27 protein-coding genes and 5 pseudogenes are annotated in these 25,412 nt (G+C 44.5%); 23 read left to right on the plus strand and 9 right to left on the minus strand.

Going from position 1 to position 25,412, the window contains the following annotated elements; all coding sequences use genetic code 11:
* Positions 1 to 221: 221 nt before the first annotated feature.
* Complete coding sequence (locus tag BUA75_RS11270; protein ID WP_072874711.1) at positions 222 to 596, plus strand: VOC family protein; 375 nt, start codon at positions 222 to 224, stop codon at positions 594 to 596.
* Positions 597 to 843: 247 nt separating this feature from the next.
* On the opposite strand, the pseudogene BUA75_RS16285 reads toward BUA75_RS11270, so the two are convergent.
* The 4 genes and pseudogenes from BUA75_RS16285 to BUA75_RS16555 form a co-directional block, all read right to left on the minus strand.
* Positions 844 to 969 (minus strand): annotated as a pseudogene (locus tag BUA75_RS16285) (IS1595-like element ISDess1 family transposase); the annotation flags it as partial.
* A gap of 47 nt (positions 970 to 1,016) precedes the next feature.
* Entirely contained in the window at positions 1,017 to 1,445 is a 429-nt protein-coding gene (locus BUA75_RS11280) for a hypothetical protein (protein ID WP_072874713.1), read from the minus strand.
* Between the two features lie 77 nt (positions 1,446 to 1,522).
* A complete protein-coding gene (locus BUA75_RS11285) occupies positions 1,523 to 2,692 on the minus strand; it encodes a hypothetical protein (protein ID WP_072874714.1) in 1,170 nt (389 codons plus the stop codon).
* A 380-nt stretch (positions 2,693 to 3,072) separates the two neighbouring features.
* Positions 3,073 to 3,369, minus strand: a complete 297-nt coding sequence (locus BUA75_RS16555; RefSeq protein WP_072874716.1) for a transposase — start codon at positions 3,367 to 3,369, stop codon at positions 3,073 to 3,075.
* A 252-nt stretch (positions 3,370 to 3,621) separates the two neighbouring features.
* On the opposite strand from BUA75_RS16555, the gene BUA75_RS11300 reads away from it, so the two are divergent.
* The 7 genes from BUA75_RS11300 to BUA75_RS11330 all read left to right on the plus strand — a co-directional run bounded on the left by BUA75_RS11300 (position 3,622) and on the right by BUA75_RS11330 (position 8,132).
* Positions 3,622 to 4,443 (plus strand): hypothetical protein, encoded by an 822-nt coding sequence (locus BUA75_RS11300; RefSeq protein ID WP_129583627.1) that lies wholly within the window; start codon positions 3,622 to 3,624, stop codon positions 4,441 to 4,443.
* Between the two features lie 682 nt (positions 4,444 to 5,125).
* Positions 5,126 to 5,278, plus strand: coding sequence for a hypothetical protein (locus BUA75_RS16135; RefSeq protein WP_207549753.1), 153 nt, complete (start codon positions 5,126 to 5,128; stop codon positions 5,276 to 5,278).
* Positions 5,279 to 5,336: 58 nt separating this feature from the next.
* Entirely contained in the window at positions 5,337 to 6,158 is an 822-nt protein-coding gene (locus BUA75_RS11310) for an MBL fold metallo-hydrolase (RefSeq protein ID WP_072874719.1), read from the plus strand.
* Between the two features lie 81 nt (positions 6,159 to 6,239).
* On the plus strand, positions 6,240 to 6,425 hold the full coding sequence (locus BUA75_RS11315) for a hypothetical protein (protein WP_129583628.1): 186 nt from the start codon (positions 6,240 to 6,242) through the stop codon (positions 6,423 to 6,425).
* Positions 6,426 to 6,431: 6 nt separating this feature from the next.
* Entirely contained in the window at positions 6,432 to 6,674 is a 243-nt protein-coding gene (locus BUA75_RS11320; RefSeq protein ID WP_072874721.1) for a hypothetical protein, read from the plus strand.
* A gap of 146 nt (positions 6,675 to 6,820) precedes the next feature.
* Positions 6,821 to 7,288, plus strand: coding sequence for a VOC family protein (locus tag BUA75_RS11325; RefSeq protein ID WP_207549754.1), 468 nt, complete (start codon positions 6,821 to 6,823; stop codon positions 7,286 to 7,288).
* Positions 7,289 to 7,586: 298 nt separating this feature from the next.
* Positions 7,587 to 8,132, plus strand: coding sequence for a DinB family protein (locus tag BUA75_RS11330; protein ID WP_072874722.1), 546 nt, complete (start codon positions 7,587 to 7,589; stop codon positions 8,130 to 8,132).
* 187 nt (positions 8,133 to 8,319) lie between these two features.
* Here BUA75_RS11330 and BUA75_RS11335 read toward each other — a convergent pair whose 3' ends face one another.
* The 3 genes and pseudogenes from BUA75_RS11335 to BUA75_RS16420 form a co-directional block, all read right to left on the minus strand.
* Entirely contained in the window at positions 8,320 to 9,642 is a 1,323-nt protein-coding gene (locus BUA75_RS11335) for an APC family permease (RefSeq protein ID WP_072874723.1), read from the minus strand.
* A gap of 21 nt (positions 9,643 to 9,663) precedes the next feature.
* A complete protein-coding gene (locus BUA75_RS16415) occupies positions 9,664 to 9,879 on the minus strand; it encodes a cupin domain-containing protein (RefSeq protein WP_278247872.1) in 216 nt (71 codons plus the stop codon).
* Positions 9,880 to 9,948: 69 nt separating this feature from the next.
* A pseudogene (locus BUA75_RS16420) lies at positions 9,949 to 10,107 on the minus strand (YqcI/YcgG family protein); the annotation flags it as partial.
* A 333-nt stretch (positions 10,108 to 10,440) separates the two neighbouring features.
* Here BUA75_RS16420 and BUA75_RS11345 point away from each other — a divergent pair.
* From BUA75_RS11345 to BUA75_RS11355, 3 genes are all read left to right on the plus strand, one after another.
* Positions 10,441 to 11,334, plus strand: coding sequence for a LysR family transcriptional regulator (locus tag BUA75_RS11345; protein ID WP_072874724.1), 894 nt, complete (start codon positions 10,441 to 10,443; stop codon positions 11,332 to 11,334).
* Between the two features lie 200 nt (positions 11,335 to 11,534).
* Positions 11,535 to 12,242 (plus strand): alpha/beta fold hydrolase, encoded by a 708-nt coding sequence (locus BUA75_RS11350; protein WP_072874725.1) that lies wholly within the window; start codon positions 11,535 to 11,537, stop codon positions 12,240 to 12,242.
* Positions 12,243 to 12,481: 239 nt separating this feature from the next.
* Entirely contained in the window at positions 12,482 to 13,000 is a 519-nt protein-coding gene (locus BUA75_RS11355) for a GNAT family N-acetyltransferase (RefSeq protein ID WP_072874726.1), read from the plus strand.
* A 590-nt stretch (positions 13,001 to 13,590) separates the two neighbouring features.
* Here the strand turns inward: BUA75_RS11355 and BUA75_RS16560 are convergent.
* Positions 13,591 to 14,332 (minus strand): annotated as a pseudogene (locus BUA75_RS16560) (transposase); the annotation flags it as partial.
* A gap of 354 nt (positions 14,333 to 14,686) precedes the next feature.
* Here BUA75_RS16560 and BUA75_RS11370 point away from each other — a divergent pair.
* From BUA75_RS11370 to BUA75_RS11395, 8 genes and pseudogenes are all read left to right on the plus strand, one after another.
* Positions 14,687 to 15,709: a S66 family peptidase gene (locus tag BUA75_RS11370; RefSeq protein WP_072874728.1), complete on the plus strand. Its 1,023-nt coding sequence runs from the start codon at positions 14,687 to 14,689 to the stop codon at positions 15,707 to 15,709.
* A 176-nt stretch (positions 15,710 to 15,885) separates the two neighbouring features.
* Positions 15,886 to 16,242, plus strand: coding sequence for a cupin (locus tag BUA75_RS11375; protein ID WP_072874729.1), 357 nt, complete (start codon positions 15,886 to 15,888; stop codon positions 16,240 to 16,242).
* A gap of 179 nt (positions 16,243 to 16,421) precedes the next feature.
* Positions 16,422 to 16,697: a hypothetical protein gene (locus BUA75_RS16140; protein ID WP_129583629.1), complete on the plus strand. Its 276-nt coding sequence runs from the start codon at positions 16,422 to 16,424 to the stop codon at positions 16,695 to 16,697.
* Positions 16,694 to 16,840, plus strand: coding sequence for a GNAT family N-acetyltransferase (locus tag BUA75_RS16565; RefSeq protein ID WP_083574305.1), 147 nt, complete (start codon positions 16,694 to 16,696; stop codon positions 16,838 to 16,840). Before BUA75_RS16140 ends, BUA75_RS16565 begins: the two co-directional genes overlap by 4 nt.
* Before the next feature lie 276 nt (positions 16,841 to 17,116).
* Positions 17,117 to 17,479, plus strand: a pseudogene (locus tag BUA75_RS16145) (nucleotidyltransferase domain-containing protein); the annotation flags it as partial.
* A gap of 228 nt (positions 17,480 to 17,707) precedes the next feature.
* Positions 17,708 to 17,881, plus strand: coding sequence for an MFS transporter (locus BUA75_RS15935; protein ID WP_165612006.1), 174 nt, complete (start codon positions 17,708 to 17,710; stop codon positions 17,879 to 17,881).
* Positions 17,882 to 17,913: 32 nt separating this feature from the next.
* Positions 17,914 to 18,258, plus strand: a complete 345-nt coding sequence (locus tag BUA75_RS11390; RefSeq protein WP_242650316.1) for an MFS transporter — start codon at positions 17,914 to 17,916, stop codon at positions 18,256 to 18,258.
* A 46-nt stretch (positions 18,259 to 18,304) separates the two neighbouring features.
* Entirely contained in the window at positions 18,305 to 18,868 is a 564-nt protein-coding gene (locus tag BUA75_RS11395; RefSeq protein WP_072874731.1) for a histidine phosphatase family protein, read from the plus strand.
* A 564-nt stretch (positions 18,869 to 19,432) separates the two neighbouring features.
* Here the strand turns inward: BUA75_RS11395 and BUA75_RS16295 are convergent.
* Positions 19,433 to 20,304 (minus strand): annotated as a pseudogene (locus tag BUA75_RS16295) (IS256 family transposase); the annotation flags it as partial.
* Positions 20,305 to 20,520: 216 nt separating this feature from the next.
* Here BUA75_RS16295 and BUA75_RS11415 point away from each other — a divergent pair.
* The 4 genes from BUA75_RS11415 (at position 20,521) to clpX (ending at position 25,348) form a co-directional block, all read left to right on the plus strand.
* Positions 20,521 to 21,816, plus strand: coding sequence for a methyl-accepting chemotaxis protein (locus BUA75_RS11415; protein ID WP_072874733.1), 1,296 nt, complete (start codon positions 20,521 to 20,523; stop codon positions 21,814 to 21,816).
* Between the two features lie 207 nt (positions 21,817 to 22,023).
* Positions 22,024 to 23,316 carry a trigger factor gene (gene tig / locus BUA75_RS11420; RefSeq protein ID WP_072874734.1) on the plus strand — a complete coding sequence of 431 codons (1,293 nt, stop codon included), beginning with the start codon at positions 22,024 to 22,026 and terminating at the stop codon, positions 23,314 to 23,316.
* 124 nt (positions 23,317 to 23,440) lie between these two features.
* Positions 23,441 to 24,028, plus strand: coding sequence for an ATP-dependent Clp endopeptidase proteolytic subunit ClpP (gene clpP, locus BUA75_RS11425; protein WP_072874735.1), 588 nt, complete (start codon positions 23,441 to 23,443; stop codon positions 24,026 to 24,028).
* Between the two features lie 42 nt (positions 24,029 to 24,070).
* Entirely contained in the window at positions 24,071 to 25,348 is a 1,278-nt protein-coding gene (gene clpX, locus BUA75_RS11430) for an ATP-dependent protease ATP-binding subunit ClpX (protein WP_072874736.1), read from the plus strand.
* Positions 25,349 to 25,412: the final 64 nt, after the last annotated feature.

Here is a 25,412-nt window from a genome sequence, read left to right on the forward strand (position 1 = left end):
GTTTTCTTGAGTTTACTGGCTGTTTTCTAGCTGGTGCTCATCATCACCATATGTGTTTTGCTGGTATTGGGCGGGAGCTCTTTGATACCTTTGGTTTTGGCCAGTTTCATCAACAGAATATTTTTCGCTGTGTTCTGTTTAATTGTGAATTTTCAACGCAAGAAGGAAAATCTAATTTCGTGTAGAATCGCAGGATAGACATTAAGAAAGAAGGAATGGATATGTCATTCAGGTTTTCTGGTATTGACCACGTCCAACTTGCTGCTCCTGAAGGGTGCGAAGCCGAAGCACGCAAGTTTTTCGTTGACCTGTTAGGTTGGGAAGAACTCCCCAAACCTGAACCCCTTTGTAAGCGTGGCGGTGTATGGTTCCAATGCGGCTCTCACCAGGTACACATCGGTGTGCAAAAGGACTTTATTCCTGCAACTAAAGCACATCCTGCTTTTCACGTTGAAAACATCAGCGAGTTGCGGGATTACCTGTTGCAGAAAAACGTGAATGTAATTGATGACGACGCTCGTGCAGATGAAGGCGTAAAACGTTTCTATCTGAACGATCCGTTCGGAAACCGCCTTGAATTCTTAGAATGGCTCTAAGCCAAGGTTCCGACTTTCAACAGATTCCGACCCTATAACACTCGGCAAGGCAAAGCAAATCAGGTCCACGTTCTCCTGTGTCATGCGACACGTAGAAAACCAACGTCTTGACCTTGGAGTATCGGCTTTGTACAAACAGCGCAAATTCCTGTGTGAACTGCGTGCTTGTACTGAGCTTTTTATTGTCGATGCCAGGACATGGCAAGGAATCAACACCCCATGTGCCGCTGGAAATCGCTTGGAGCGTGTCAATAAACGCGAACCATGTCATGTAGTTGTCGAGGTGCTTGGTTGCAACGCCACAAAAGTGTTGCCTCCAACCGTTCAAGAGACTATGTTAGGCGTTGACGTTCTGAATGTGGTACACACCTCTTGTGCGTTTATTCTTGCTTTCATTTTAGCCTAACAGAGCGTTTAATTTTAAAGTTTAAAGATAACAACAACAAGAACGGATAGAGAGAGTAGTAAAATAACAAATAACCATTGAAGATAGGCACGTAGAGCACGAGATGTATTTGCACCAGAGACTGTGATTTCTTTACTGGTATTCGTTAACATAAATAGACTGATGAGAACTACCAGAATGCCGACACCACCCATATATTGAACCCAAAATTGAGATAACTTGTCATGAGGAATCAAAAATAATAAGGGTACGCCTCCTAGGAGCAAAAACCCAGCACCTATATGAGTAATACGAGTGATGTTACGCACAACAACAGGTAATACTTGCGATTTTATCGTATTGGATTCTCGACGCATGAAGAATAAAAGCAAACCTATCGTCGCTAATCCACCTAGCCACAAAATAATACCCACAATATGAAAAAAGAAAAATAGATGCGACATGGTTAAACTCACCTCTCAGCAAAAATGGGATATGTCTACACCATCAAACAACGTTACAGAATGAAAGACTCGTCATACTATTTATGGCGAACCAATGGGGAGTGTACGGTTTTAAAAAATTTTTTCAGATATGAAAATTCAATTTTCCATACTTCTGGTTTAGTCCAACCAACCAGCATGAAAAGTGCTACTAATGGCGCACTATTGACGTCAGTTCCCATGCCTCCAAGCACACCAAAGTCTTGTCCAAACCACCATATCAAAAAAAGTATCGTTAAAGAAAAACTGAGCAATATAGCTCGTCTTACAGGTAGAATGGCTAGAATAGCAACAAGAAGCATAGCTCCAGATGTAATTCCATTGACCCATGCGGTATGCGCAACAGACATATTCATAAACCAATGAATCCCATCTACAACCCAATAAGGTTGAGGATCAGGTGTCTGAATCATACTAGATAAGCTGTTTTTCCATGTTTCAGAATTCCAACCACCATTGATAGGAGCTAATTGCCATAGTGCGGCAATGAACCAAAAAATGGCTATTATCCACTGCAAACCAAGGTAAAACTTTACATTTTTCCAATAACGAATCGGTAAAAGCAGTAATATGGCCGCAACGACGTAAAAAATGACACCCCCGGGTGATCCTTGTAAAAGGAATGAGCTCCCTGCTGCAAAGGTGTTCCCAAAACCTTCACCATAAATCCAAACCATGATACCCCAAATTATAGAAGCTCCAAGAGCAGTAAAGCCAATCCAATTTCTGCGATTCAATATGAGCAGAATGCCAATGTACAGTTGGATCATAATAGATTCCACATTGCTCGTTACCGGATCACTCGCCCATCTGTTCATCAATGCTAAATCTGAAGGACGAAAAAAAGGAATCTGTACTTGATAGGCACTTTCTAAAATATCCGTCACAAAATCATGTGTAAACATCATGGGTTGCATTTGTAAGAATCCTGCGACTAACCAGAAAAAAGCTATACCATACCATAATAGTTGATAGGGGAGAGGTAAGGAAATTTTTTTATTGTGTAATCGTTTATCTACCTGTAACAACTTATCCGTTTCTAATTTTGCATCTTCTGTTAAAGCTTGTGCTCTGTCAAATAAAACCATTTGATGAATCAACCGTTTGGCCAATTGGTAAATCCCTGCGGCAAAGACACATAACAATGCGGAAACAATTAAGACATTACTGAGATATTGGTAAGGTGAAACTGGACCTCCCATGCCCACGTTTTGCCTTCCTCCCTATTTTTCTTTTAAAAGTTTTGACTGCATTCTATAACTTTTAAACTTTTAAGAAAGTGTGGGTAGGGGAATTTCAAACATTTTTCAATTTGTTATGTCGCATTTGTGAAGGCTTTAGGTTGTTAAAAAATTTTGGCAGCTTGGGGAGAAGGAGTTGAACCTTCGTTTTTTCTTTGTGAGAAAAGAAAACGAGTTGGCGGGATATGACGGCGGGTGGATGTGAGCGAGTCTGGGGAATATCTATCCTATCGCCCGTTATCTTGAGCTTACTGGCTGTTTTCTGGCCGATGCTCATCATCACCTTATGTGTTTTGGTGGAATTGGGCGGGTTTTCTCTGATGCCTTGGGTTTTGGACAGTTTGGTATTAAGTCAATATAGCAGAAACTCCAGATTGGAAATATCTTCTTTCGTATTCAACTGGCGTTAGATAGACGATGGATGAGTGTACCCGCTCCAGGTCTCGTAAAATCTTCGCTTCCGTCTTAAGGTTCCCGCTCCTGACGAACGGGGTAGAAGGATCCTTCTTGTATTTCGACATCCATCCATACAACTTCTTTTGCGATATGTCCAGATCCCGAGTTACCTGGCTCGCCGGCTTCCTACTCTCGAAAGCCAATTGAACTGCATGACGTTTGAATTCCTTGTCGTACTTCTGTGTCATGTGGCTAACCTCGAACCTCCTTATTCTTACATTCTTGATTCGTTGTGTCCACACTTTCAACCTAGCACCATTATCTCTTCAAAAAGTCCTGATGCTAGAGGTGTAATCATTCAATGGGATTTCAATCAATGTGGCCCATACTGTGTTGGTGGAAGCGGGGTGGTAGATAAGACGTCTCGTTTCGCGTCAATCAATCGCAGTCGTCTAGGACGCATCATTTGAATGGAGGATACGTAAAAGATGAGGATTAGAATGTCTAAGAAAACTCTTATAGGTTCTGCCGCTGTAGTGGCTACGATGGGTCTGGGAACTTCGATGGTGTTGGCTGCTACGAATGCTGGACATACCGCATCTTCCTCGGCAAAAGTGTCCATGGTGGCGGGTAGCATGCAGTCCTCCACGGGCACTCAGAGCCAGGCATCTCTTTCTTTTGCACCGCATTGGCGCATGGGCCCCATAGGGACGGGGATGCAGGGGATAGCTAAGGATTTAAATCTCAGTCCATCTACTCTGCAGACGGATTTGAAGTCTGGGAAAACGTTGGCGCAAATCGCGGAGAGTCAAGGTGTCTCTTCTGCCCAACTGATTTCTGAATTGGAGAGTGCTGCGAAAGCGAAATTGGATGACCAGGTCTCGAGTGGAAAGATGACCAGTGCCAGAGAAAGTGACATCTTGTCCCGAATGGACAAGAGGATTAGCAACTTCGTGAATGGCAAAATGCCCACTTGGGGCGATCCGGCGCATGGACGAGGCATGGGCCCCATAGGGACGGGGATGCAGGGTATAGCTAAAGATTTAAATCTCAGTCCATCTACTTTGCAGACGGACTTGAAGTCTGGGAAAACGTTGGCGCAAATCGCGGAGAGTCAAGGTGTCTCTTCTGCCCAACTGATTTCTGAATTAGAGAGTGCTGCGAAAGCGAAATTGGATGGCCAGGTCTCGAGTGGAAAGATGACCAGTGCCAGAGAAAGTGACATCTTGTCCCGGATGGACAAGAGGATTAGCAACCTCGTGAATGGCAAAATGCCCACTTGGGGCTCACATGCCACACATGCTTGGGGCGCTCGGTCCTAAAGCTGGACCGGATCGGCCCAGTCATACATGAAACAATAGTGCATGGCGCGAGACCATCGCGACTCTTTGACCGTCATCGTCTGTCGATGCGATTTAGATGCGATTTAATGGATAGAAGAATGGAACAAGGCTCCAGCCGTTGTGGGCTGGGGCATTGTTACAAAGCGCGTAAAAGGGGAGCCATTCAGGAATGTTTTGTATATCGAACGCCCTTAGCCTGCTTGGCAGGGATTTTGATTGGAGCGATTGGACAAAAAATAGACGATGGACACCAATATAAACGCAAACTTCGATAGCAATGGCGATGTCCCCGAGAACATGTGTGAGCAACAAGTGTAAATTTCCCTTTATCATGATATGCCCCCCAATCTGGATTTCTTCTTCCTTTTTTATCATTCTTTCCAGAATTACGAGTTTATTGAATCATCTAGAATGATACTGCTCCATTAACCTGGCTTACGGCCAACTGGAAGTGTCGCTGCCGCTTCTGGTTCACCATGATTGGTGCTGGATTGCCTATGGACTCCCTCGTCGCTGGTTGCATATTGCAGCTTATGAAGCCGTCTGCGTAGATTGGCGTTAGAGGCGAAGGAATTCTGTTCATGGCGATGGTCATTATGGCGGTTCTACCATTTTGCACGATACGGTAGACTGAACGTTGGGGAGGTCGGTGGCCCATCCCATGTCTCAGCTTCACACGTTTACAAAGGGAGTGTCTGCTCATGTAAGGACGAGGAGGGACAACCAGTTTGGTGTACAGACGCTCGGGGTAGGTATAGGACCGACGGTGTATGGATTGGGCAGGCGTGCGAGCGTACGCCTCTTCCAGTGGTGACGGCCATGAGTGGTTATCACATCCGAGAAGGAAGTTCAAGGAAGAGAGGGGACGGACAATGAGCAAGTGGATCTGCGTGACCTGCGGAACACAATATCCAGAACGTGATACTCCGCCCGAACACTGTTCCATCTGCGAGGATGAGCGGCAGTATATTGGACTCGGAGGGCAAAGATGGACGACATTGGAAGAGATGAAGGCAACCGGATACCGGAATGCTTTTTACGAGCACGAACCGCACTTGTGGGGTCTTGAAACGGTCTCCGAGTTCGCGATTGGTCAGCATGCCAAACTGATCCGTACACCGCACGGGAACATCTTGTGGGACTGCATCTCATACATCGATGACGTGACGGTTGATCTCATTCGGGGTATTGGCGGCATTCAAGCCATCGCCATTTCACACCCCCACTTCTACTCTTCCATGGTGGAGTGGGCAGAGCGATTCGATGCACGGATCTATCTCCATGCTCGTGACAGACGGTGGGTGATGCATCCGAGCGACCGAATCGAATTTTGGGATGGTACGCAAGTTGAGTTGAACCCGGAGGTAACATTGGTTCACGTGGGTGGACATTTTGCCGGATCGACGGTGCTGCTCTGGAAGTCTGGTGCGAATGGCAAAGGCGTTCTCTTAACAGGCGACACGGTTTCGGTGTCGGCAGATCGCCGCTGGGTGTCGTTTATGTACAGCTTCCCGAATCGGATCCCGTTGTCTGCGGTGATCATGAAGTGTGTCCGGAGCAGGCTGGAACCACTGTCGTTTGACAGGCTGTATGGGACGCAGGCTGATTCGGTGGTTGAATATGACGCCAAGGGTGTCGTGATACGGTCAGTAGAGCGGTATCTTGATGCGTTGAGAAGAACAGAGGAGCGCTGAAACATTGGATTTGAACGTTGAGTTCCGTGGCCTAGACGGTAGTAGGACCAACAACGGATCAGAGAATACACCACTTTGCCGATGGTTCAATCTCGGTGTGGTCGTACGCTGGTTCCTGAAGAAGGCGAGCAACATGATGACCGTGTACGCCGCTTATCTGTTGGTACAGTGGTGAATTCAGCTGACGTAGGTCCGATGCACGTTCGCTTAGGAATACCGCAAAAAGAGAGAGTGATAGAACATGAAAATTACGCCACAGGAAGGTGACGAAGCGTGATCGAGATTAAGAAAGCACGGCAAGAGCATGTGGAAGGCATTTGTCGTGTCTGTACGCTCGCATACTGGGATACGTACGGAGAGATGCGCCCCGCATCATACATCCAACGAATCGTGGAATATTTTTACAATCTCGAGCGGGTAGCACAGGAAATGCGGAACGGTGAGTATTGGTTTGCTGTTGACGGAGGTATGGTCGTTGGTGCAGGTGGAGTGGGTGTCCGTCGCAAAGGGAAATAAGAAGGGTATTCCGTTCTACGAATCTCGAGGTTTCAAGCTGCAAGGCGAGCGAAAGGCTTACGCCTCATTGGAAGAAGAGAATTATGTCTTGTTGCGATATTGCCGACGGATCTAATCATAAAGATTGTTTCGAAGGAGGCGTGAATGTGATAAAGGGATTGTACGAAGCGCACTTGCCGGTGATCAACATGGAGAAGTCTATAGAGTTTTACCATGGGCTAGATTTGGAACTAGCATATCAAGGTCCACGAGTCACATTCTTTTGGATTGAGAAGGGCAAGAGTTGGCTCGGGCTCTGGTTATCGGAACATGCTAAAACACCATACCATCCATCCATTCGACATGTGGCTTTCTACGTGGAGTTAGAAGACCTGAAACGTGTGCAGAAATGGTTGAGAACTCGGGGAATTCAAGCCCGTGAGGCCTTCGGTGTATCCGGGGAAGATCAACCCCTAATCCTCTGCAATGATACTCATTACCATGCTGCCATATACTTTGATGATCCGGACGGGAACTCATTGGAGTTCATCACGCCGCTCAAACTGGACGCCGAGGATGTGGTTTATCATGATGGTATGACACTCAAACAGTGGCTTAATGCCAACCATTTGTAAAGCGGGTGGCTAGGTATGATGCAGATGGGAACACTCTACGAGGCACATCTAGTGGTTCGAAACTTGGAGAGATCGGCTTAGGCAATCCGGGGTAGAAGTAACAGGGTTTGAAGACGATTCAAGTGAACCTTGCGTTCACTGCTGGGTACCGGCGGTATCGGTGTATTTTTCGGATCCAGATGGCCATGCGCTAGAACTCATCTCTGTTTTACCAGACAATCCTAAGCCAGAATTCGGTGTCGTTTCGTGGTCGAAGTGGCGAAGCATCCATTCGCAGAAATGAAGGAGGACGAAACAGATGGACCTTGGACGTGTGTATCTGGACACTGCTTTGGAAAATTTTAGGAATATGAAGAGAACTGCTGAGCGTGCGATCGAACAACTCAGCCTGCATGAACTGCACTGGGCCCCTAATGATGAATCAAACAGCATTGCGCGTATCGTCAAACACGTGGCAGGCAACATGATGTCGAGATGGACAGACTTTCTCACGACGGACGGAGAGAAGCCGACCCGCAACCGGGATAAAGAGTTTGAAGGTGGATATACATCCCGTGAAGAGATGATGACGGCTTGGGAAGCGGGATGGGAAAAACTGTTTCAGGCGGTTGGCTCTCTCGAACCGGAGGACTTGCTGAAGATCGTGACCATCCGTACACAACCGCACACCGTTGTCCAAGCGATTGAGCGGCAAGTGTATCACCTCTCGTACCATACAGGTCAGATTGTGTACCTGGCCAAGCAAATCCGGGGGGCGGACTGGCAGACGTTGACCATTCCTCGTGGAAAGTCACAAGAATATCTGGAGAACATGGTGAATCGGTTCGGTAAGAAAGACGAATAGAGCGGGGAGGGTTGCGGTTGGGTTATAGATGAGTTGCTTGAGGAGTGTGAGCGTTTAATAGTACACTGCGAGGCTATCTCAGTTATCTACAATGAATTTTGGGACAGCCCCATTACCAATCAACTAGCAATTCATAACACAATACTCCGCGGGGGATGGTCGGCATTCTAAAGAATGCAAACGGACGTTACTTGTCCTTACTTAGTGAATTTTCAGAAGTATCCATATTTGTGCTGTGATGTTCTTTCCTCTTTGCTTTAAGGACTCCGACACTCAGACCGAATAGTGCTAAAATCACTGGATAAAGTAACAAAGTGCCGAATGACCCCGCAAATATTAGGCAGCAAATCACTGTACCTAATCCAAAAATCGCTGCAAAGATGTTGCGAACAAGCCTAAGATAAGCAATTACGCTGAATAGATATAGCAAAAAAAAGTTTTGTCCGGAGAGAGAAAACATTTCATGTAGAGGCAGTAACCCTATCCCATGAATAACAACGATGAGGATAAACGTGGATACGGTAATCAAGATGGATCGTCTTGGGATACGCGCCTTTGGATCAACATGGGCCAAAAATTTCGGCAAAAATCCTTCTCGTGCAGATGAGAATAAAAGTCGAGACGAGGCCCAGGTTGCTCCATTGAGATTGGCCATAATAATGAGCACGCCGATGACTGAGACCAACTCACCGCTCCAGCCACCAAGTACGTTTGCCAGAATGGCCGCAATCGGGGCTTCCACTGTTCGTGGATTGTGTGGGGATAGTGTCCACTGAATAGCAAACGCGATGCCGAGATACAGAAGTACCACTAGTATAAAACTCACGATTACGGCAATTGGGAAATCACGTTTTGGATTGCGGAATTCCTCCCCCATGAAGGACAGCATTTCCCAACCCGTGAATGCAAAGAACACCATGCCGAAGATAGGAGATGCCTTCAGCCAATCTTGAGGTGCAGCTATTGCGTTCGGATGGGGATGAGCAAAAACCAATGCGACGACCGCCACTGCCGCTAAAACAATGACCAGACCATACGATAAAATCTGCTGCGTCATTCCAGACAACTGTGTACCCAGGTAGTTCAATACACCTGCAAATACGAGTAATCCGACTGCGCAGAGATTGATACCGAGCTGTCCCAAATGAAAAAGGTATCCTAAATAGTTGGCCCCCGTCAGGGCAATACCAGGGATTCCGAGAAAGAAGGCTCCCATAAGGACTACTTCGGTGATGCCACCTGCGATTGAACCGAATGCCGTGCGCACAAATCCAGCCACACCGCCGGCACTCGGATAACGGGATCCTAATGTTCCAAAAATAAAGAGTAAAGGTATAACAATGAGGGCATCGACAACCCACGCGTAGACAGCTTTGTTTCCTGCCTGAGAATAGGCAAGGCCGGGCAAAACCAAAAGCCCAGCCCCAATGACAATTCCCATTGCTAACGCAACGGCTCGACCTATATTCAATGTTTGCGCAAGTTCTCCGCTGCGTTTTTCTGATTCCATGGAACTCACCTGCTTCGCAATTTATTTGATGGAGATTACGTAAAGACAACCTTTCTCTCCAGCTATGGATGCATGTAAGGTGTTAACCAGTAGATATAAACGATCTCCGGAAGTACACACGTAATCGTCTTCACCAAGGTGAAATGTGATGCTTCCGCTGACAATGAGCAAAATTTCATGGGTCGGGTGTGTATGTTTAGCATGATGGCGTTCCGGGGTATCGCGCTGGACTTCCACTGACCCTGTTTCCGGAAGTAAGCTATAGACAGCGGCCTCCAAAGAAATTGGGATTCCCTCTTCAATACCACGAAATACACGTCGTGGTTGAAAAAGTAGGACTAAGGATTTGCCTGAAATTCTACTTGCGCGTTGACGATAGGCAGGCGCTGAACTGAAAACAAACATGGGTTCTCCCGAAAAACAATATTCCCAACGAGGGTGCTCTGGATCTTGGGGCACGTCCTCAGTCCATGTTTTGGATCATTTCTATGCAAACATTGTAAAAGGTCCCAAAATAACATGGGAATTCAGCGTCTAAAACTTTACTCCGAAACACCTCTTATTCTTGTATGAACCAGTTCGGTATATTCTTGACTGTGGCAATTTCCTTCCATGTCCATAAAATCGGATCATCCAACTTCGTTGCCTCCTTTGGCTGTTTTCAAAACAACAAAAACAAAATCGTGTTGAGATTTATTGCAGCATGAGTCACTACTACTATGATAAAGATTGGGTTATGATGTTTACATACGATAGATTTAATACATACAATCGGATAATTCGATTGGAAGGGTATATATGGATTTCAAACAACTTCACACTTTCACCGTTGTTGCCAAAGAACAAAATATTACTCGTGCTGCGAAAATTCTAAATTACTCGCAATCTAGTGTATCTGGACAAATTCAGGCATTAGAACGAGAGCTAGGCGTTCCTCTTTTTGACAGGTTAGGAAGAGGTGTTTTGTTGACTGAGGAAGGAAGAAGAATTCTCGTACATGTACAAAATCTGTCGTACATTGAACAACAAATCAGAGCGGTTGCGTTTGGGCATGATGAACCATGTGGTACTTTGGCTGTAGGCGCACCAGAAAGTATAATTGCCTATCGACTTCCAAAAGTTCTGCTTAAATTTCGTGAGCGTTATCCAAAAGTACAGTTAAGATTTCAACCTGGCGCATGCTCGGAACTTCGAACCGGATTAGAACGTGGAGAAATTGATGTTGCACTTTTACTCGAAGCACCGGTACGTGCAGAAAATCTAATCACAGAATGCTTGATTGAGGAACAGATTGTACTCGTATCAGGCCTTTCACATCCGCTAACAACTATAAAGTCAATTCAAGAAGGCGATTTGGCTAATCAAGTGTTCCTCATGGTGGAATCAACACGTGGAGGTTGGAGCTATCGTGAGATATTTGAAAACCAAATGATCCAATCACATGTATTTCCTTTGCAGCGTCTTGAATTTTCAAGTGTTGAGGCGATTAAACAATGCGCCATATCGGGGGTTGGAGTTGCTCTATTACCGGAAATCACGGTTCGAAATGAGGTTGCGGAAGGGAAACTAGCGGTCTTACATTGGACACCTATCCGGCTTTCCACTCAGCTTGCGTGGAACAAACATCGATGGATGTCCTCCGCTATGCAGGCATTTATGCGGATCATTCGGGAGACTGGAATTGAAAACTGACTTCCAACCAAGGGTTTTCGTTACCACAGCGCAGTGGTATGGTTTGCAAAATTATTGCGTGAAATGCCTTGGTTAAATCTTGTATGAGAAGTTACATAATTGAGTCGTAATGCTCGATACGATGGGAAAATAGACATTTAGGTCGATTAATTCGTTGAGTAATTGATCCAACAATTTTAATTTTGAATGGAGGCGTTGTATTGTCAAAGATATATTTAATTCACGGACTTATGGGAACATCTATTTTACACTTTAAAAATCAAATTCAAGCCTGGTGCGTGAGCCATGAAGTTATTGCATTGGATTTGCCAGGTCACGGTAAAAATCAATTTGAAGCTCAAGATCCTTTCTTCCAATCTGCTCTAGGTTGGGTGAGTGAACAAATTCAAATGCAAGGAAAAGGTCATATCGTTGGTTTGTCTCTTGGTGCATCGGTAGCAATACATCTTGCATTGAGGATTCCAAAACTTTGCGAAAGCATAGTACTTACTGGTTACGCTCCTGCAATCCCTACACATATGACAGGAATTATGAAAGAACAATATGAAGCATTTCTCAACATAGAGGAAAATAATCCTGAAGTGGCGCGAGAGTTTATGAGATTACATGGAGAAAACTGGTATCAAACGCTAAAAGCTGTACTTAAAGATTTTACATTCAACTATCCTACGGTCACTTTTGAGCAAATTCAAAAGCTAAATGTTCCTACGCTCGTCTTAAATGGTTCCAATGAGAAGCATGAACGTGATGCTGTTTTCGAAATGGCGAATTCAAACAAGATTATTCAGGCAGGACTCATTCCTGGGGCGGGACATACGGCTAACATGGAACGTCCTGAAATATATAACCTTGTCGTGCAAACCTTCTGGGATAACATGAATTCAATTGATTCTGTTCAACCAAACTAGAGAACATGTTATAGCGTAAAGGGGTCCCCCTTTTAGTCAGGATCTGCGAGGAGCAACGCATGAACATACACTCTTCGTTACCTACTGATTCTGTCATTAACGGGTCCGTTATGCAGAATGGTTATTCAATTAAAATTTCACTTAGGACACAGCTTACGTGGGACATGTGACAATGATCGAAGAAAGTAAGCTGTTATCCATTGAAATGAAATAGTGGCTGGAGAGGAAGACTACTGCACATGGGAAATCTTGAAGACGGCGACCTCAGATTGAGACCGCTTGACATCGAATCCGACGTACCATTCGCACTCGACTGGTACCAAGACCCAGACGTTTTACGCAATTCCGAGGGAGAAGGAACTGAGCCGTACAATCAGGAAACGGTCGAACGTATGTATCGGTATTTGTCTGAGCACGGCGAACTTTACATCATTGAAGTTCAGGAAAGCGGGGTTTGGAAGCCCATTGGGGATGTTGCGCTGTGCCCGGACATGGTTCCTATCGTGATCGGCAACATCCTTTATCGGGGCCTTGGGCTAGGTCGACGGGTCATCCAGATGTTAATGGATCGGGCAACTGCTCTAGGGTGGGAACGCCTCGTCGTAAGTAAGGTATACAGCTATAATCGTAGTAGTCTACGGATGTTCGAATCTGTTGGATTCCGCCGCGTAGCGGAGTTCCAAGATGACAAGGGGAGGACGTGTGTCAAGATGGAATTGAAGCTCGGACAGAAGGAAGGATGTCGATGTGAGCAGTGATTGGGCCGTGCTGAAAATAACGGAGGTGAATAGAAAATCCCAGCTAGTGTGGCGATCGGTACCGGATAAATGGTTGAAATAGAAACTTTACGAAGCGGCTCTGTCGATAGGTGAAAAAATTCGCCAGATGTGGACGGCGCAAGTGTATTACCACGAAGCACTGGTGTATGGTGAGTCAATATCTGTTCATCGTGAACCTTGTGAGGGCCGGCCTATCTTGAGTGCGTAGGCTGAATTAGAATGATCATTGCCCCATTCTGAGCGATTTGTCAATTACATACAGATTTTGCGAGATGAAGACCTGGCCACTCGAATGATCGACTGGTCAAATGTCGGGTATATTCGAAGTACGGGCGATATGTAGACCAGAATTCCCTGGCACGTGGCTGTACATACCGTACAGTTTCTACAATACATGAGGATGGCAGGGCTTTAACGACCAAATATACGGGATGAGACGTTTCAGACTCGTAGCAGTCTTCTGTCGCATACGGGGTGCGAATATTCAGGATGTTCGCCCGCTCATTTCCGTATAATTATTCGCAGACAAGGAACTGAACGCAATGCGGCTCTCGGGCTGGAAAATGCAATTACCTCTTCAGAGCATAAAATGGCTCCAAAAAGTGGATTGTAACCAGATGCCTACTCATTACGTCTACGTAATGAAGCAGTTTGTTGACACAAGCGATCACGGCGACCTTGTGAGGTTTTCCTTTCTCACGCTTTCTATCGTAGAAGGCTTTGAGTCTTTGACTATCGGATTTCCGCAAGCTACAAAGAACAGCGACGAACAACGAATACCGTAATCGGTTTGAACCGCTCTTGGTGATTCGGTTTATGGTGGCTGTGAATTTACCGGAAGAAAATACGCTTGTGTCTACACCAGTGAAAGCTACCAGTTTTTTGTTGATTAAACCAGTCTATCTCTCCGATTTCGGAAATGATCGTTGCCGCGATTTTTCCGCCTATACCGGGGATGGACTGGATAATCTGATATTGTTTAATTTCCATCGCGAGAGCATCTATCTTGTTTTAAGGGTGGATAGATGCTCTTGGTATTGAAGAAGCATCTGGATATACATTTCAAGGCTAAACAGCTGGCTTTGTAAGCGTGGACTCAGAAACGGATTCCGCTTAGCCGAAGCAACGATTTTTGTTGCACTTTCAGATGCCCAACGTGGCGAACGACTCGGGCATAGTTTTGAGACCCGGTCAACTAACTTGGTCTCCTCAACGGCAAGCACCGATTCTGCTGTCGGGAACTCCCAATAAGACGCGTAATGAAACTTTTGAGTACAAGTCGCCAAATACACCTCTGAATTCCGGAAACACCTAATCCAACACCGCCATCTCCTCACCTTAGAATTCACCGGCAGCCCCTATCCATCTCGCAGTTGATAGCTTCGCTTGTTATACGGGATCATCGTCCCAATCAGCTTCAAACATGCTTCCACGAGTAGGTGGTGAACATTTTAGCGCACGGGTTCAAAGACCCACGGGCAGCTCCGTTCGACCCGGCTACCGTAGTAATAAACTTCTATAATTAAAGAGGTCAACCAGAATTTCTGGCTGACCTCATAATACGAAGGGCAGCTTAGCCCGACAAGGACTGGAATATTGAGGAAGGTTTTATGATGTTTGCAAAGAATTAAGAAGACCAAAAGTTGATGATTGGATGTGCAGACTATGCAAATAGTGAAACCTTCTAAGTTGTCGTTCGGTGATACAGTTGGTATCGTTTCCCCTGCCTCTGGCGTCGCCGCATTTTGTCCGAAAAGACTACGACGTGGCGTTAATTGTCTTGAGAACATGGGGTTTAATGTGTTGCTTGGAGAGCACTGTGCAAAACACACAGGTCACACTGCAGGAACTATTGATGAGAGACTATCCGATCTGCATTCAATGTATCGTAATAACGATGTCAAAGCCATTATTACAACCATTGGAGGATACAACTCCCACCAGTTACTCGATGAACTTGATTATGAGCTGCTCAGGAAGAATCCGAAAATACTACTGGGCTACAGTGATATTACGGCATTGCAACTCGGAATCTTTTCTCAGACAAGAATGGTTACCTACATGGGACCAGCAATTCTTCCTCAATTTGGTGAGTTCGGTGGACTTTTTGATTACACCCGAAACAGTTTTGAGGACATTCTGATGAATTCGGCAAGCGAACGACAGACCCTGCGACCATCAGAGAGTTGTACGGATGAAAGCCTAAAATGGGACATTGAAGATAATCGACAAAGGGCATTACAAGCATCCACGGGATGGAAGATTCTAAAACATGGAGAAGCAATAGGACGGATCATATCAGGAAATATGAGTACGCTACTACTTTTGGCGGGCACGAAGTATTGGCCGGATCTAACTGGTGCCATCCTTTGTCTTGAAGATGATGAAACAACCAACCCAGCAATCATCGACCGATATCTGATTCAATTGAGACATATGGGCGTTTACGAACAGATTTCCGCGTTGATTGTTGGACGTTTCCCGACTCAAACGAGTTTCACGGAAAGTGACCCGCTAGAAAATGTGCTTACAATTGCTACACGAGGATATTCGTTTCCCATAGTTTATGACGTCGATTTTGGTCATACTGACCCTATGATGATTTTGGCTAATGGGGTGTTGGCAAGACTTAATGTCATTGAAAAAATTGAGTTTGGGTATATGGAGTCTACCGTATTAGAAAGATAAACTTACGTGTTTGCTATGAGACTAAAGGGAGCAAAAATTCAAGTTCCTTGAGCCAACCCGTTGTATGATTATACAGTGGCGTACAATTTCGGTATCTTGCGCAATTGGGCAGAAGAACTCCATAAGGGATCCTTTAAATGAACTAATTAGAGCGGCAGGGGCGAGGTGACTCCTGAGTGAAGATTTTTAGGTTTGGTCGTAAAACGGGAAAAACGATTGCTCATTTTGATTCGAATTTCGTAATGTCACGAATTTTGACTTCTGATAACTCTGCACAGATAGGATGCATGTACCTCGAACCAAACGGAATTGTCGGCTTTCACGAAGCGTCTTGCCCACAATTGCTCCTTGTTGTAAGTGGGAACGGATGGGTTCGCTGTGACGCAGATGAGCTAGTTCCTGTCGGAATTGTCGATGCGGTGTTTTGGGACCAGGGAGAATGGCGTGAGACCAAGACGCACGCTGGATTGACCGCGATTGTTGTCGAAGCGGATGTCCTTAATCCGGCACAATTTATGCCGCTCAGGAAATAGCTATTCAAGCCACAAAAGTAAATGTCACAAGTCGGTTGAATTGCATGAACATGCAGCCCTGGTCGCCAGTGGCTTATTGCACATCAGGACAGAAGAATTGAATAGCACCACAATCAAAAACTCTGGGAGTAATCGTTATAAACATCACTCGAACAACAGATTTCGAATTGATTGTACGCTTGAATAAGCCCATACACGAATTACATGCATTTATGTATCCTCAATATTTCAGGGAATATCACTTCGAGGCGATTCGGGATTCCTTTAAGAAGTTAGTAAAGGACAATTCGTTTGTTTTTCTGCTTCTGGAGGATGAGAATGAATCGTTTGGATATGCATGGGTGGAGTTGAGGAATTACTCTGAAACCGTGTTTACAAAAGCACGGCAAGCATTGTTTGTCCATCAAATCAGCATAGTGAATGACCAAAATGGCGGGGACATGGAACAGAGTTGATCAAACACATATACGACATAGCTCGAGAACAGGGCATCGAAACAGTGGAATTGGATTTCTGTGTTAACAATGAAGTTGCAAAGAACTTTTACAGCAAACAAGGATTTACTGGCTACCGTGAATTTGTGTGCAAGCGTGTCTGAGCATTTGAGAACTTGGGGCGGTATACATGAAACTTGAATCCAAGATTGCATGAACATGCAGGGTACCAAAGTTACTGCTTGCGTCGCAACCGGGCAGCTCTGCGCAAGTACTGTGCGGCAAGGAGGTCTTGCTGGTGTCTTTGTTCTCCGCCTTTAAACGCCTTAAGACCTTGCTCGACGCTGAACGATCAGACGTAGATTGGGCTTTAACAGGGAGTTTCGCTTTCTACTTGCGATGTATCGGTTCATGATATTGATATTTAAACTGATGACACGGGTGCATACGCTATCGGACAGGTGTTAGAGAACCATGGATTTGAGTGCTTAGAACCTGTTCACTTTAAACAGTCTGACAGCATTCGGTCTGACTTTGGGTGTTTTCGGTTTGACGATGTTGCCGTGGAAATAATGGGCGATATACAGAAATCAACTCCAGACGGTAAATGGAAGAGCACGCCCTCTTTAACGTCTCTGATTGAGACTGTGGTCTGGGAAGGAGTGTATCTACCAGTATTGAACTTGGAATATGAGTATCAAGCCTATGAGATGATGGGTCGTAAGGAAAAGGCAATGGTACTTCGAGAATGGCTCGATTGGAAACAATGTAATAGTCCAGGATCAACCAACGGCGGTGAATGAATATGCAGATCACTTGTCGTGGTCGTTGTGGGACTTTCGGGAAGAAGAATTCAATAAGAAAGCAATCAAAATTTCCCGGCGAAGTGGGTCAAATTAAATCCAGCGTTGACATGAGTGACCAAACACCACAAAGAGAACAAGAAATCGTTTTAAGGGGCACGTGATGAGCCGATTTAAGAAGTCTATATTTTCGAATAACCGGTTTTATCTCTACTGAGTGGGCAAGGAGTGTCTTACTTTGGCGATTTGATTGCTTCTGTGGCACTACCCATCCTCATTTTAACTGTGACTGGGTCGGGCTTCCTCATGGGCTTGGTTGGAGCATTGGAAGTTGCTCCTCTGTTCATCGTAGGTTTACCAGCGGGTGTTTGGGTAGACCGAAGGAATCTCGCAGTAGAGTGATGCTCCTTACGGACTTTGGCAGAGCTGTCTTGATGGCTTTGATTCCTATTGCGTCATGGGTGCATATGCCGGTAATACCGGTCGTTGTATTTGTGGCAATAATGAGTGGGGCTTTGGCTGTGTTTTTTGGTGCAGCCTACACCGGGATGATTCCACGTATCGTTGCACCAGAACAACTTGGTCGTGCCAACGGTTATTTTGAAGCTATCGAAAGTGCGGCGTATGCTCTCGGTCCGTCCCTAGCTGGTATATTAACATCAAAGATTGGTCCGTCTAACACCATAGGATTAGATGCACTATCCTTTGTATTTTCGGCGTTATCGATTATGAGAAATGCGAACTTACAAAAATTCGAGAAGAACAACCTCAGCATGTAATGTGGAGAATAGGTAAACACAGTTAGTCAAAGGCAGGGGTGATGGTGTGGCAGAATTATATATTGTTCGGCATGCTCAAGTGAATATAGACTTCAGCGTTCCGTCCGCTGAATGGCACATTTCAGAAGATGGCATTAGGGCAACCAGAGAATTGGTGCTCAGTGAGAATTGGAGCGGAGTTTATCGCATATACCACAGCCCTGAACCAAAGGCAGTTGCGACCGCCGACATTATCAGTGAAATGACAGGTATTCCGACCAGTGTCATGGATGAGCTCCACGAGCTGCGCATTCCAACTATACAGCCCACTGAGGAGTTTATTCGAAGAGTCGGTGCATATCTGGAAGGCTTCCCTGACCCCGAGTTTGAAGAGTGGGCACAGGCGACGGAGCGCATTGTTGGCTGCGTTCGTAGGATCACAAATGAAGCAAATGGATGCTCTATCGCGATGGTTTCACATGGGAGAATCTTGACTGTACTTTTCAGTTACTTGTTCAAGCGACGAATGACAGTGAAGGAATGGCAGTCTATCAAATTACCCGATCTTTCTGTTATTGATCTCGAGGCGTGGACCGTAGAGAGAGGATTTTTCTCGAACATAAACGTTTGAGCGTGCGGAATGTAAGAAAATACAACGCTGATTTGCGACAACTGAGTCGCGTAAGAAGCAGATTAGTCGAATTTGGGAAAGAGGAGAGAACCTGAGTGACTTAGTTCAAAATAACGTTTGGAATTGTCAAATTTAGTTTAGCCCCGAAACTCGTAATACTGGTCTATGGCTACGCCTAGGGAGTGTGAGTGAAGTCAAGGGAAAGGTGGAGATTTACCAGATGACATCATAGGTGCCGGTATAGCCGTGGAACAGTTGCAAAGCCAAAAAGATGCGGTACGTTCCATAGTCTTTGTTTTCTGCGCGAATCTGACGGATCTTCGCCAAAAGATCATCGTATGTATAGGGGCTCTGTTCTGTGTACGCAGCCAGCGATAGTAGCCAGCTTCGCTGACCCGCAAAACCTTACACATTTCCTTCATGCTGTGCTTGACTGCGTCTTTTGACTTTAGAATCCCTATAAAACGAAACAAGTCTCGTGCAGTTACCTCTTTTTCATTCTTTCCAGAATTACGAGTTGATTGACTCAACTAAAATGATACTGTTCCACAGCCAGGGATGCACTTCCTCAGTACTGGCTTTGTAAAAGGGCTTTAGCGCCGCTGTCACGGGCTTGTAGTCCTTATACGACACGTACTTGAGCGAATGTCGAATCTGGTGAACCACGCATTTCTGGATATCGGACTTGGGATAACAGGCTGCGATCGCTTCACTGAACCCAGTCAGGTTGTCGACGCAAGTGATGAGAATATCTTCGAAGCCTCGGCTCTTCAGTTCGTTGAGAACGGTTAGCCAAAACTTCGCAGATTCATTCACACCGATCCAGATGCCAAGCACGTCCTTTTGTTCTTCAAGGTCAATACCTACAACCATATAGGCGGCTTTGCTGACAACCTAGCCACCTTGCTTCACTTTGTAGTGAATGGCATTCAGAAACACCACAATATAGACGCTTTGTAGTGGCCGACCTTGCCATTCTTTATTCATCGGAAGAAGCTTGTCCGTGATGTTGGAGATGAGTGTGGGCGATACGTACAGTCCGTGCAATTAATGAAGGTGGGCCTGAATATCTCGTGTGCTCATACCCCGAGCATACAAGGCAATAACCTGCTCCTCAATGCCGACAGTGTTGGTTTGGTTCTTCTTGATGATCTCAGGCTCAAATTCGCCCTTGCGGTCTCTGGGGACTGAAATCTCTGCGTCGCCGTATTCGGAGGTAAGGGTCTTACGGCTATGTCCGTTGCGGCTGTTGTCCGTCGTCTTGTTTTTGGTGTCGTGCTTAGCGTAAAACCCAAGTGAGTATCCAGCTCGGCCTCAAGCATTCCTTGCATCGTGCTGGCGAACAAATCTCGCAGTGCGGCTTGCACATCTTCCGTGGGCTTCAGGTCATTCTTCTTGATAAACTGCTTTGAGAATCCCTTTGAAACCTTCGTCATTTTAATGCCGTCCCAATCTGTTACTCCCATTAAGGAATTGGGAGTTTACACAAAATTATTGACAGACCCGATTCAACATTCTTTTACCTATTACCTATCTTCTATCTTCCTATTTATGTTTTTGGTTCTCCATGGTAATCTTAAAATAGATTGGCATTCTAGTAGATGAAAATTTATACTGGCAGATCGAATTAAGCAAAAACGGAGCGTGAATGAATGGAAAGTTCTTTTCGTCAAAAAATATTATTTGGTATTCGTACAAAATTAATTTTATTAACAGTCATTTCATTGCTGATTAGTGCACCTATTTCTACATTTATTGAGCATGAACTGCGTTATGGACTGGGATTGCATGTCAGCGCACAAGCTGGGACTCTCATCAATACGGCCATCAGTATTATTGTGACAACCATTTTAATTGCTATCTCTTTTCAATTTATCGTAATTCGCAATATACATAAAATTATAGAAGTGGTTAGTCGTTGGGCAAAAGGAGATTTTCGGCATAGAGTCGTCATTCGTTCAAAAGATGAGTTGGGAAGATTGTCCGTACATATGAATGAAATGGCCGATGAGATTAGTCGTTTGTTACAAGCTGTACAATCGGCGTCTAACCAAGTGGAGAGTGAAGCGCAAAGCGTTCAGTCAGTTGCTTCTGAAAACGCTAAAGCGGCTGAGCAAGTTGCTTTAGTGATCCAGGAGGCATCCGTAGACGCAGAGCAACAATATCAAACTATGGCAATTACAGAAAAAAGTGTTCAAAAAATGATTGAAGGTTGTAAGCAGATTGAACTAGCTATGAACCGTGTGAACGAAGTTGTCGATCGCACTGTGGAAGCGACTGGACAAGGGCGCTCTAATACGGAATCTGCTGTTTTAGAAGTGCATAAAGTTGCGGAAGATATTAAACAGTTAGGTGTTGAAATTTCTCGCTTATCGAATGATGTTTCAGAGATCCATCGCATTACCGAAATGATTTCCAATATTTCGAAACAAACAAATCTACTATCATTAAATGCTGCTATCGAAGCATCACGTGCTGGTGAATTAGGGAGAGGCTTTGCTGTAGTAGCTACAGAAGTAAGAAAATTAGCAGATGATACTTCCGGCGCTACCGAAAAAATCAGACAGATGGTGGAAGCATTATTAGAAGCTGTACAGCGGGTAGTTCAAGTTGCTGCTAATTCAGCCAATAAAGTCGTAGAAAGTGTACAAGTTGTAGAACATTCATTGAACGTATACGGTGAAATCGAAAATGTTGTACATTCTCTAGAATCTGTTGTTGATGATGTATCGGAAGAGACTGTCCTACTAGTCAACAGAGCAGAAGAAACACAAAAACAAATCGAGTCTATGGGGATATCGGTAAAAGAAACGACGGAACGTTTGCAAGCCATTGCTGCAACTACTCAGGAACAACTTGCCAGTACAGAAGAGGTATCTGCATCATCTGCTTCGCTGACCGATACATCTCAGGTGCTGGCTAATCAAGCGAGATTGTTTATTGTTTAATAAAATATGATTTGTCGAAAGTTCTTAAATCCATATTAATTATGATAAATGAGCAGAGCACTGTTTGTTAAGAATAGGAATTCTTGCCTTTTGCCTGTTTTACATGGTAGAATGTCAATCGTATCTTGACTGAATCATGTTCTGATTTCTAGGAAATGTCAGTTCAACTTGACTGAACTGCATAGGTTGTTAGGAGGACTATTTTTTATGACCGCAAAATGGGAAAAAACCGGCACAAATGTCGGTGTTCTTGAAGTGGAATTGCCGAGCGAAGAATTTGGAGCGGCTTTAGATGTTGCTTTTAAATCAGTGGTTAAACGAGTAAACGTTCCAGGTTTCCGCAAAGGCAAAGTGCCAAGAAAAATTTTTGAAATGAAATTTGGAGTGGAATCGCTCTATCAAGATGCGGTTGATTACTTGTTGCCACGCGCCTATGACGTTGCAGTCAAAGAGACTGGTATTTTTCCCGTAGATAGACCATCAGTAGATTATTTACAAGCTGAACAAGGTAAACCTTTTGTATTCAAAGCGACTGTAGTGGTTAAGCCGGAAGTTACTCTTGGCGAGTATAAAGGGCTTGAAATTGAAGATAAAAAGTTTGAGGTTACAGATGAATCACTTCAAGAAGAGCTTGATAATATTCGCTCCAGCCATGCTCAGATTGAGGTGGTAGAAGACGGTGAAGTCGAAAAGGGCGACACAGTCAGTATTGATTTTCGAGGAACAGTCGACGGTGAACCCTTTGAAGGTGGGGAAGCTGAAAACTTTCAGTTAGAGATAGGTTCGGGCATGTTTATTGCTGGTTTTGAAGATCAGTTGATAGGCATGAAACCAGGTGAGACTCGGACTATTCAAGTCACATTTCCTGAAGAATATCATGTCAAATCGTTGGCTTCGAAGCCTGCCGAATTTGAAGTTGTATTACATGATATGAAACGCAAAGTACTTCGAGAATTAAACGATGAGTTTGTTCAGGAAATTAGTGATTTTCAAACAGTGGATGAATTCGTGGCAGATTTGAAAGAGTCTCTGGAAAAACGTGCTGAAGCTGACAGGGAACGCTATCTGGAGGATGAAGCAGTAACTAAAGCCACTGAAAATGCTGTCATTGATTTACCAGAAGTGATGGTTGAACATGAAATTGACCATCAGGTTGACAATTTTGCTCGTCAGTTACAGTATCAACAAATTCCGCTAGATGCTTACCTTGAATTTACAGGTACGAGCATGGAAGAGTTGCGTGCTCAGTTTAAAGAAGGCGCTGAAAAACGAGTTCGTATTGAACTTGTTTTAGAGGAAATTGCCAAGCAGGAGAGTTTAGAACCGACTCCTGAAGATTTGCAGTCTGAGCTAGCCAAAATTGCAGAGCAAGCTAACATGGAGATAGAGCGAGTTCAACAATTGATGAATCTTCGCGATCCTGGGTTGCAAAATATGCGCCATGATTTAAGAAACAGCAGGGTGGCTAAGTTTCTTGTGGAAAATAGCAAATTGGTTTGATGTTGGGTATAATATGGAATACGAAGTTAGATGTTGAGATAAGGTATAGTTCGGACAAGGCACGTTAACGTGCCTTGTCTTGTCAAAAACAGAGGTTTTCTTTTTTGGAGAAGGAGGGGTATACATGAGTTTAACACCCATCGTTATTGAACAAACCAGTCGAGGAGAACGTTCTTACGATATATATTCCAGGCTTTTGCGAGATCGAATTATCTTGCTGGGTACACCGATTGATGACTATGTTGCAAATTCCGTAGTTGCTCAGTTACTGTTCTTAGCTGCAGACGATCCTGATCGAGATATTCAATTGTACATTAACAGTCCTGGTGGTTCGGTTACAGCGGGTCTTGCTATATATGATACAATGCAACACATAAAACCTGCAGTATCCACAATGTGCATTGGCATGGCCGCCAGTATGGGTGCATTTCTCTTGGCGGCTGGCGAAAAAGGTAAGCGATTTGCGTTGCCGAATGCAGAGATTATGATCCACCAACCGTTGGGAGGAGTTCAAGGTCAGGCATCAGATATAAAAATTCATGCCGATTGGATACTCAAAACCAAGGATAAGCTGAATAGTATATTGGCAGAAAGAACAGGACAGCCCATTGAAAAAGTTGAACAAGATACAGACCGCGACAATTTTCTGTCTGCTCAAGAAGCCAAGGCGTACGGTTTAATCGACGATGTCATTCAACATGGCAATGTGTAAGTGAAAAAGTTGGTCGATTTGCCGTAAAGGAGGGAACGCGCCGTGTTTAAGTTTAACGAAGAAAAAGGACAACTGAAATGTTCGTTTTGTGGAAAAACACAGGAACAAGTAAGGAAACTAGTGGCAGGACCAGGAGTATACATTTGCGACGAATGTATTGAACTTTGTAATGAAATTGTTGAAGAACAGTTAGGTGAAGATGAAGAATTCGAATTAAAAGACGTTCCCAAACCGACTGAAATTAAAGCGATTCTTGATCAATACGTTATTGGTCAAGAGAGTGCTAAACGATCTTTGTCTGTGGCGGTTTACAATCACTATAAACGCATAAATATGTCGAATGGTAAGTCGGATGATGTGGAACTTTCTAAATCTAATATTATGTTGCTTGGTCCGACTGGTAGTGGTAAAACTTTATTGGCTCAAACTTTGGCGCGAATCCTGAATGTTCCCTTTGCAATTGCGGATGCGACATCCCTAACTGAAGCTGGATATGTTGGTGAAGATGTAGAAAATATCCTACTTAAACTGATTCAAGCGGCTGACTATGATGTTGAAAAGGCTGAGCGGGGCATTATTTATATTGATGAAATTGACAAAATTGCCCGCAAGTCTGAAAATCCATCGATTACTAGAGATGTTTCTGGTGAAGGTGTACAACAAGCTTTGTTAAAAATTCTTGAAGGTACAGTGGCAAGCGTTCCACCACAAGGTGGTCGCAAACATCCTCATCAAGAGTTTATCCAAATTGATACAACTAACATTCTCTTTATTTGCGGTGGAGCATTTGATGGCATAGAGCCAATCATTAAACGCCGTCTTGGTCGTAAGGTCATTGGTTTTGGCTCTGTAGAATCTGCTAACCGTCATCTTGACAATGAAGATATACTGACCAAAGTTTTGCCAGAAGATCTTTTAAAGTTTGGTCTGATTCCAGAGTTTATCGGTCGTCTTCCCGTCGTCACAACATTGGAGGCGTTGGATGAAGAAGCGCTTAAGCGGATTTTGACCGAGCCGAAAAATGCCTTGGTCAGACAGTTCCAGAAGCTTCTTGAATTAGATGGAGTAACTTTGGAATTCCAAGATGACGCGTTATCTGTTATTGCTAAAGAAGCAATTAAACGCGGTACGGGCGCTCGTGGTCTTAGAGCCATTATTGAATCCATAATGTTGGATGTCATGTATGAGTTGCCTTCACGTGAAGATGTCCAAAAATGTGTCATCACTCGCGAGGCAGCACTTCACGAACAACGTCCTCTGCTCATTGGTAAGGATGGAAAAACCATAAAAGTTTTTCGCAAATCAGAAGAAACAGCTTAAATCATTAATTTTAATTAACAAGTTTTGGGAAGAATTTTTGCTTTGGCATTTGTTGCAAGTATCT

The sequence above is a fragment of the Alicyclobacillus tolerans genome (assembly GCF_900142255.1).
In the GTDB taxonomy this organism is placed as follows: domain Bacteria; phylum Bacillota; class Bacilli; order Alicyclobacillales; family Alicyclobacillaceae; genus Alicyclobacillus_I; species Alicyclobacillus_I tolerans.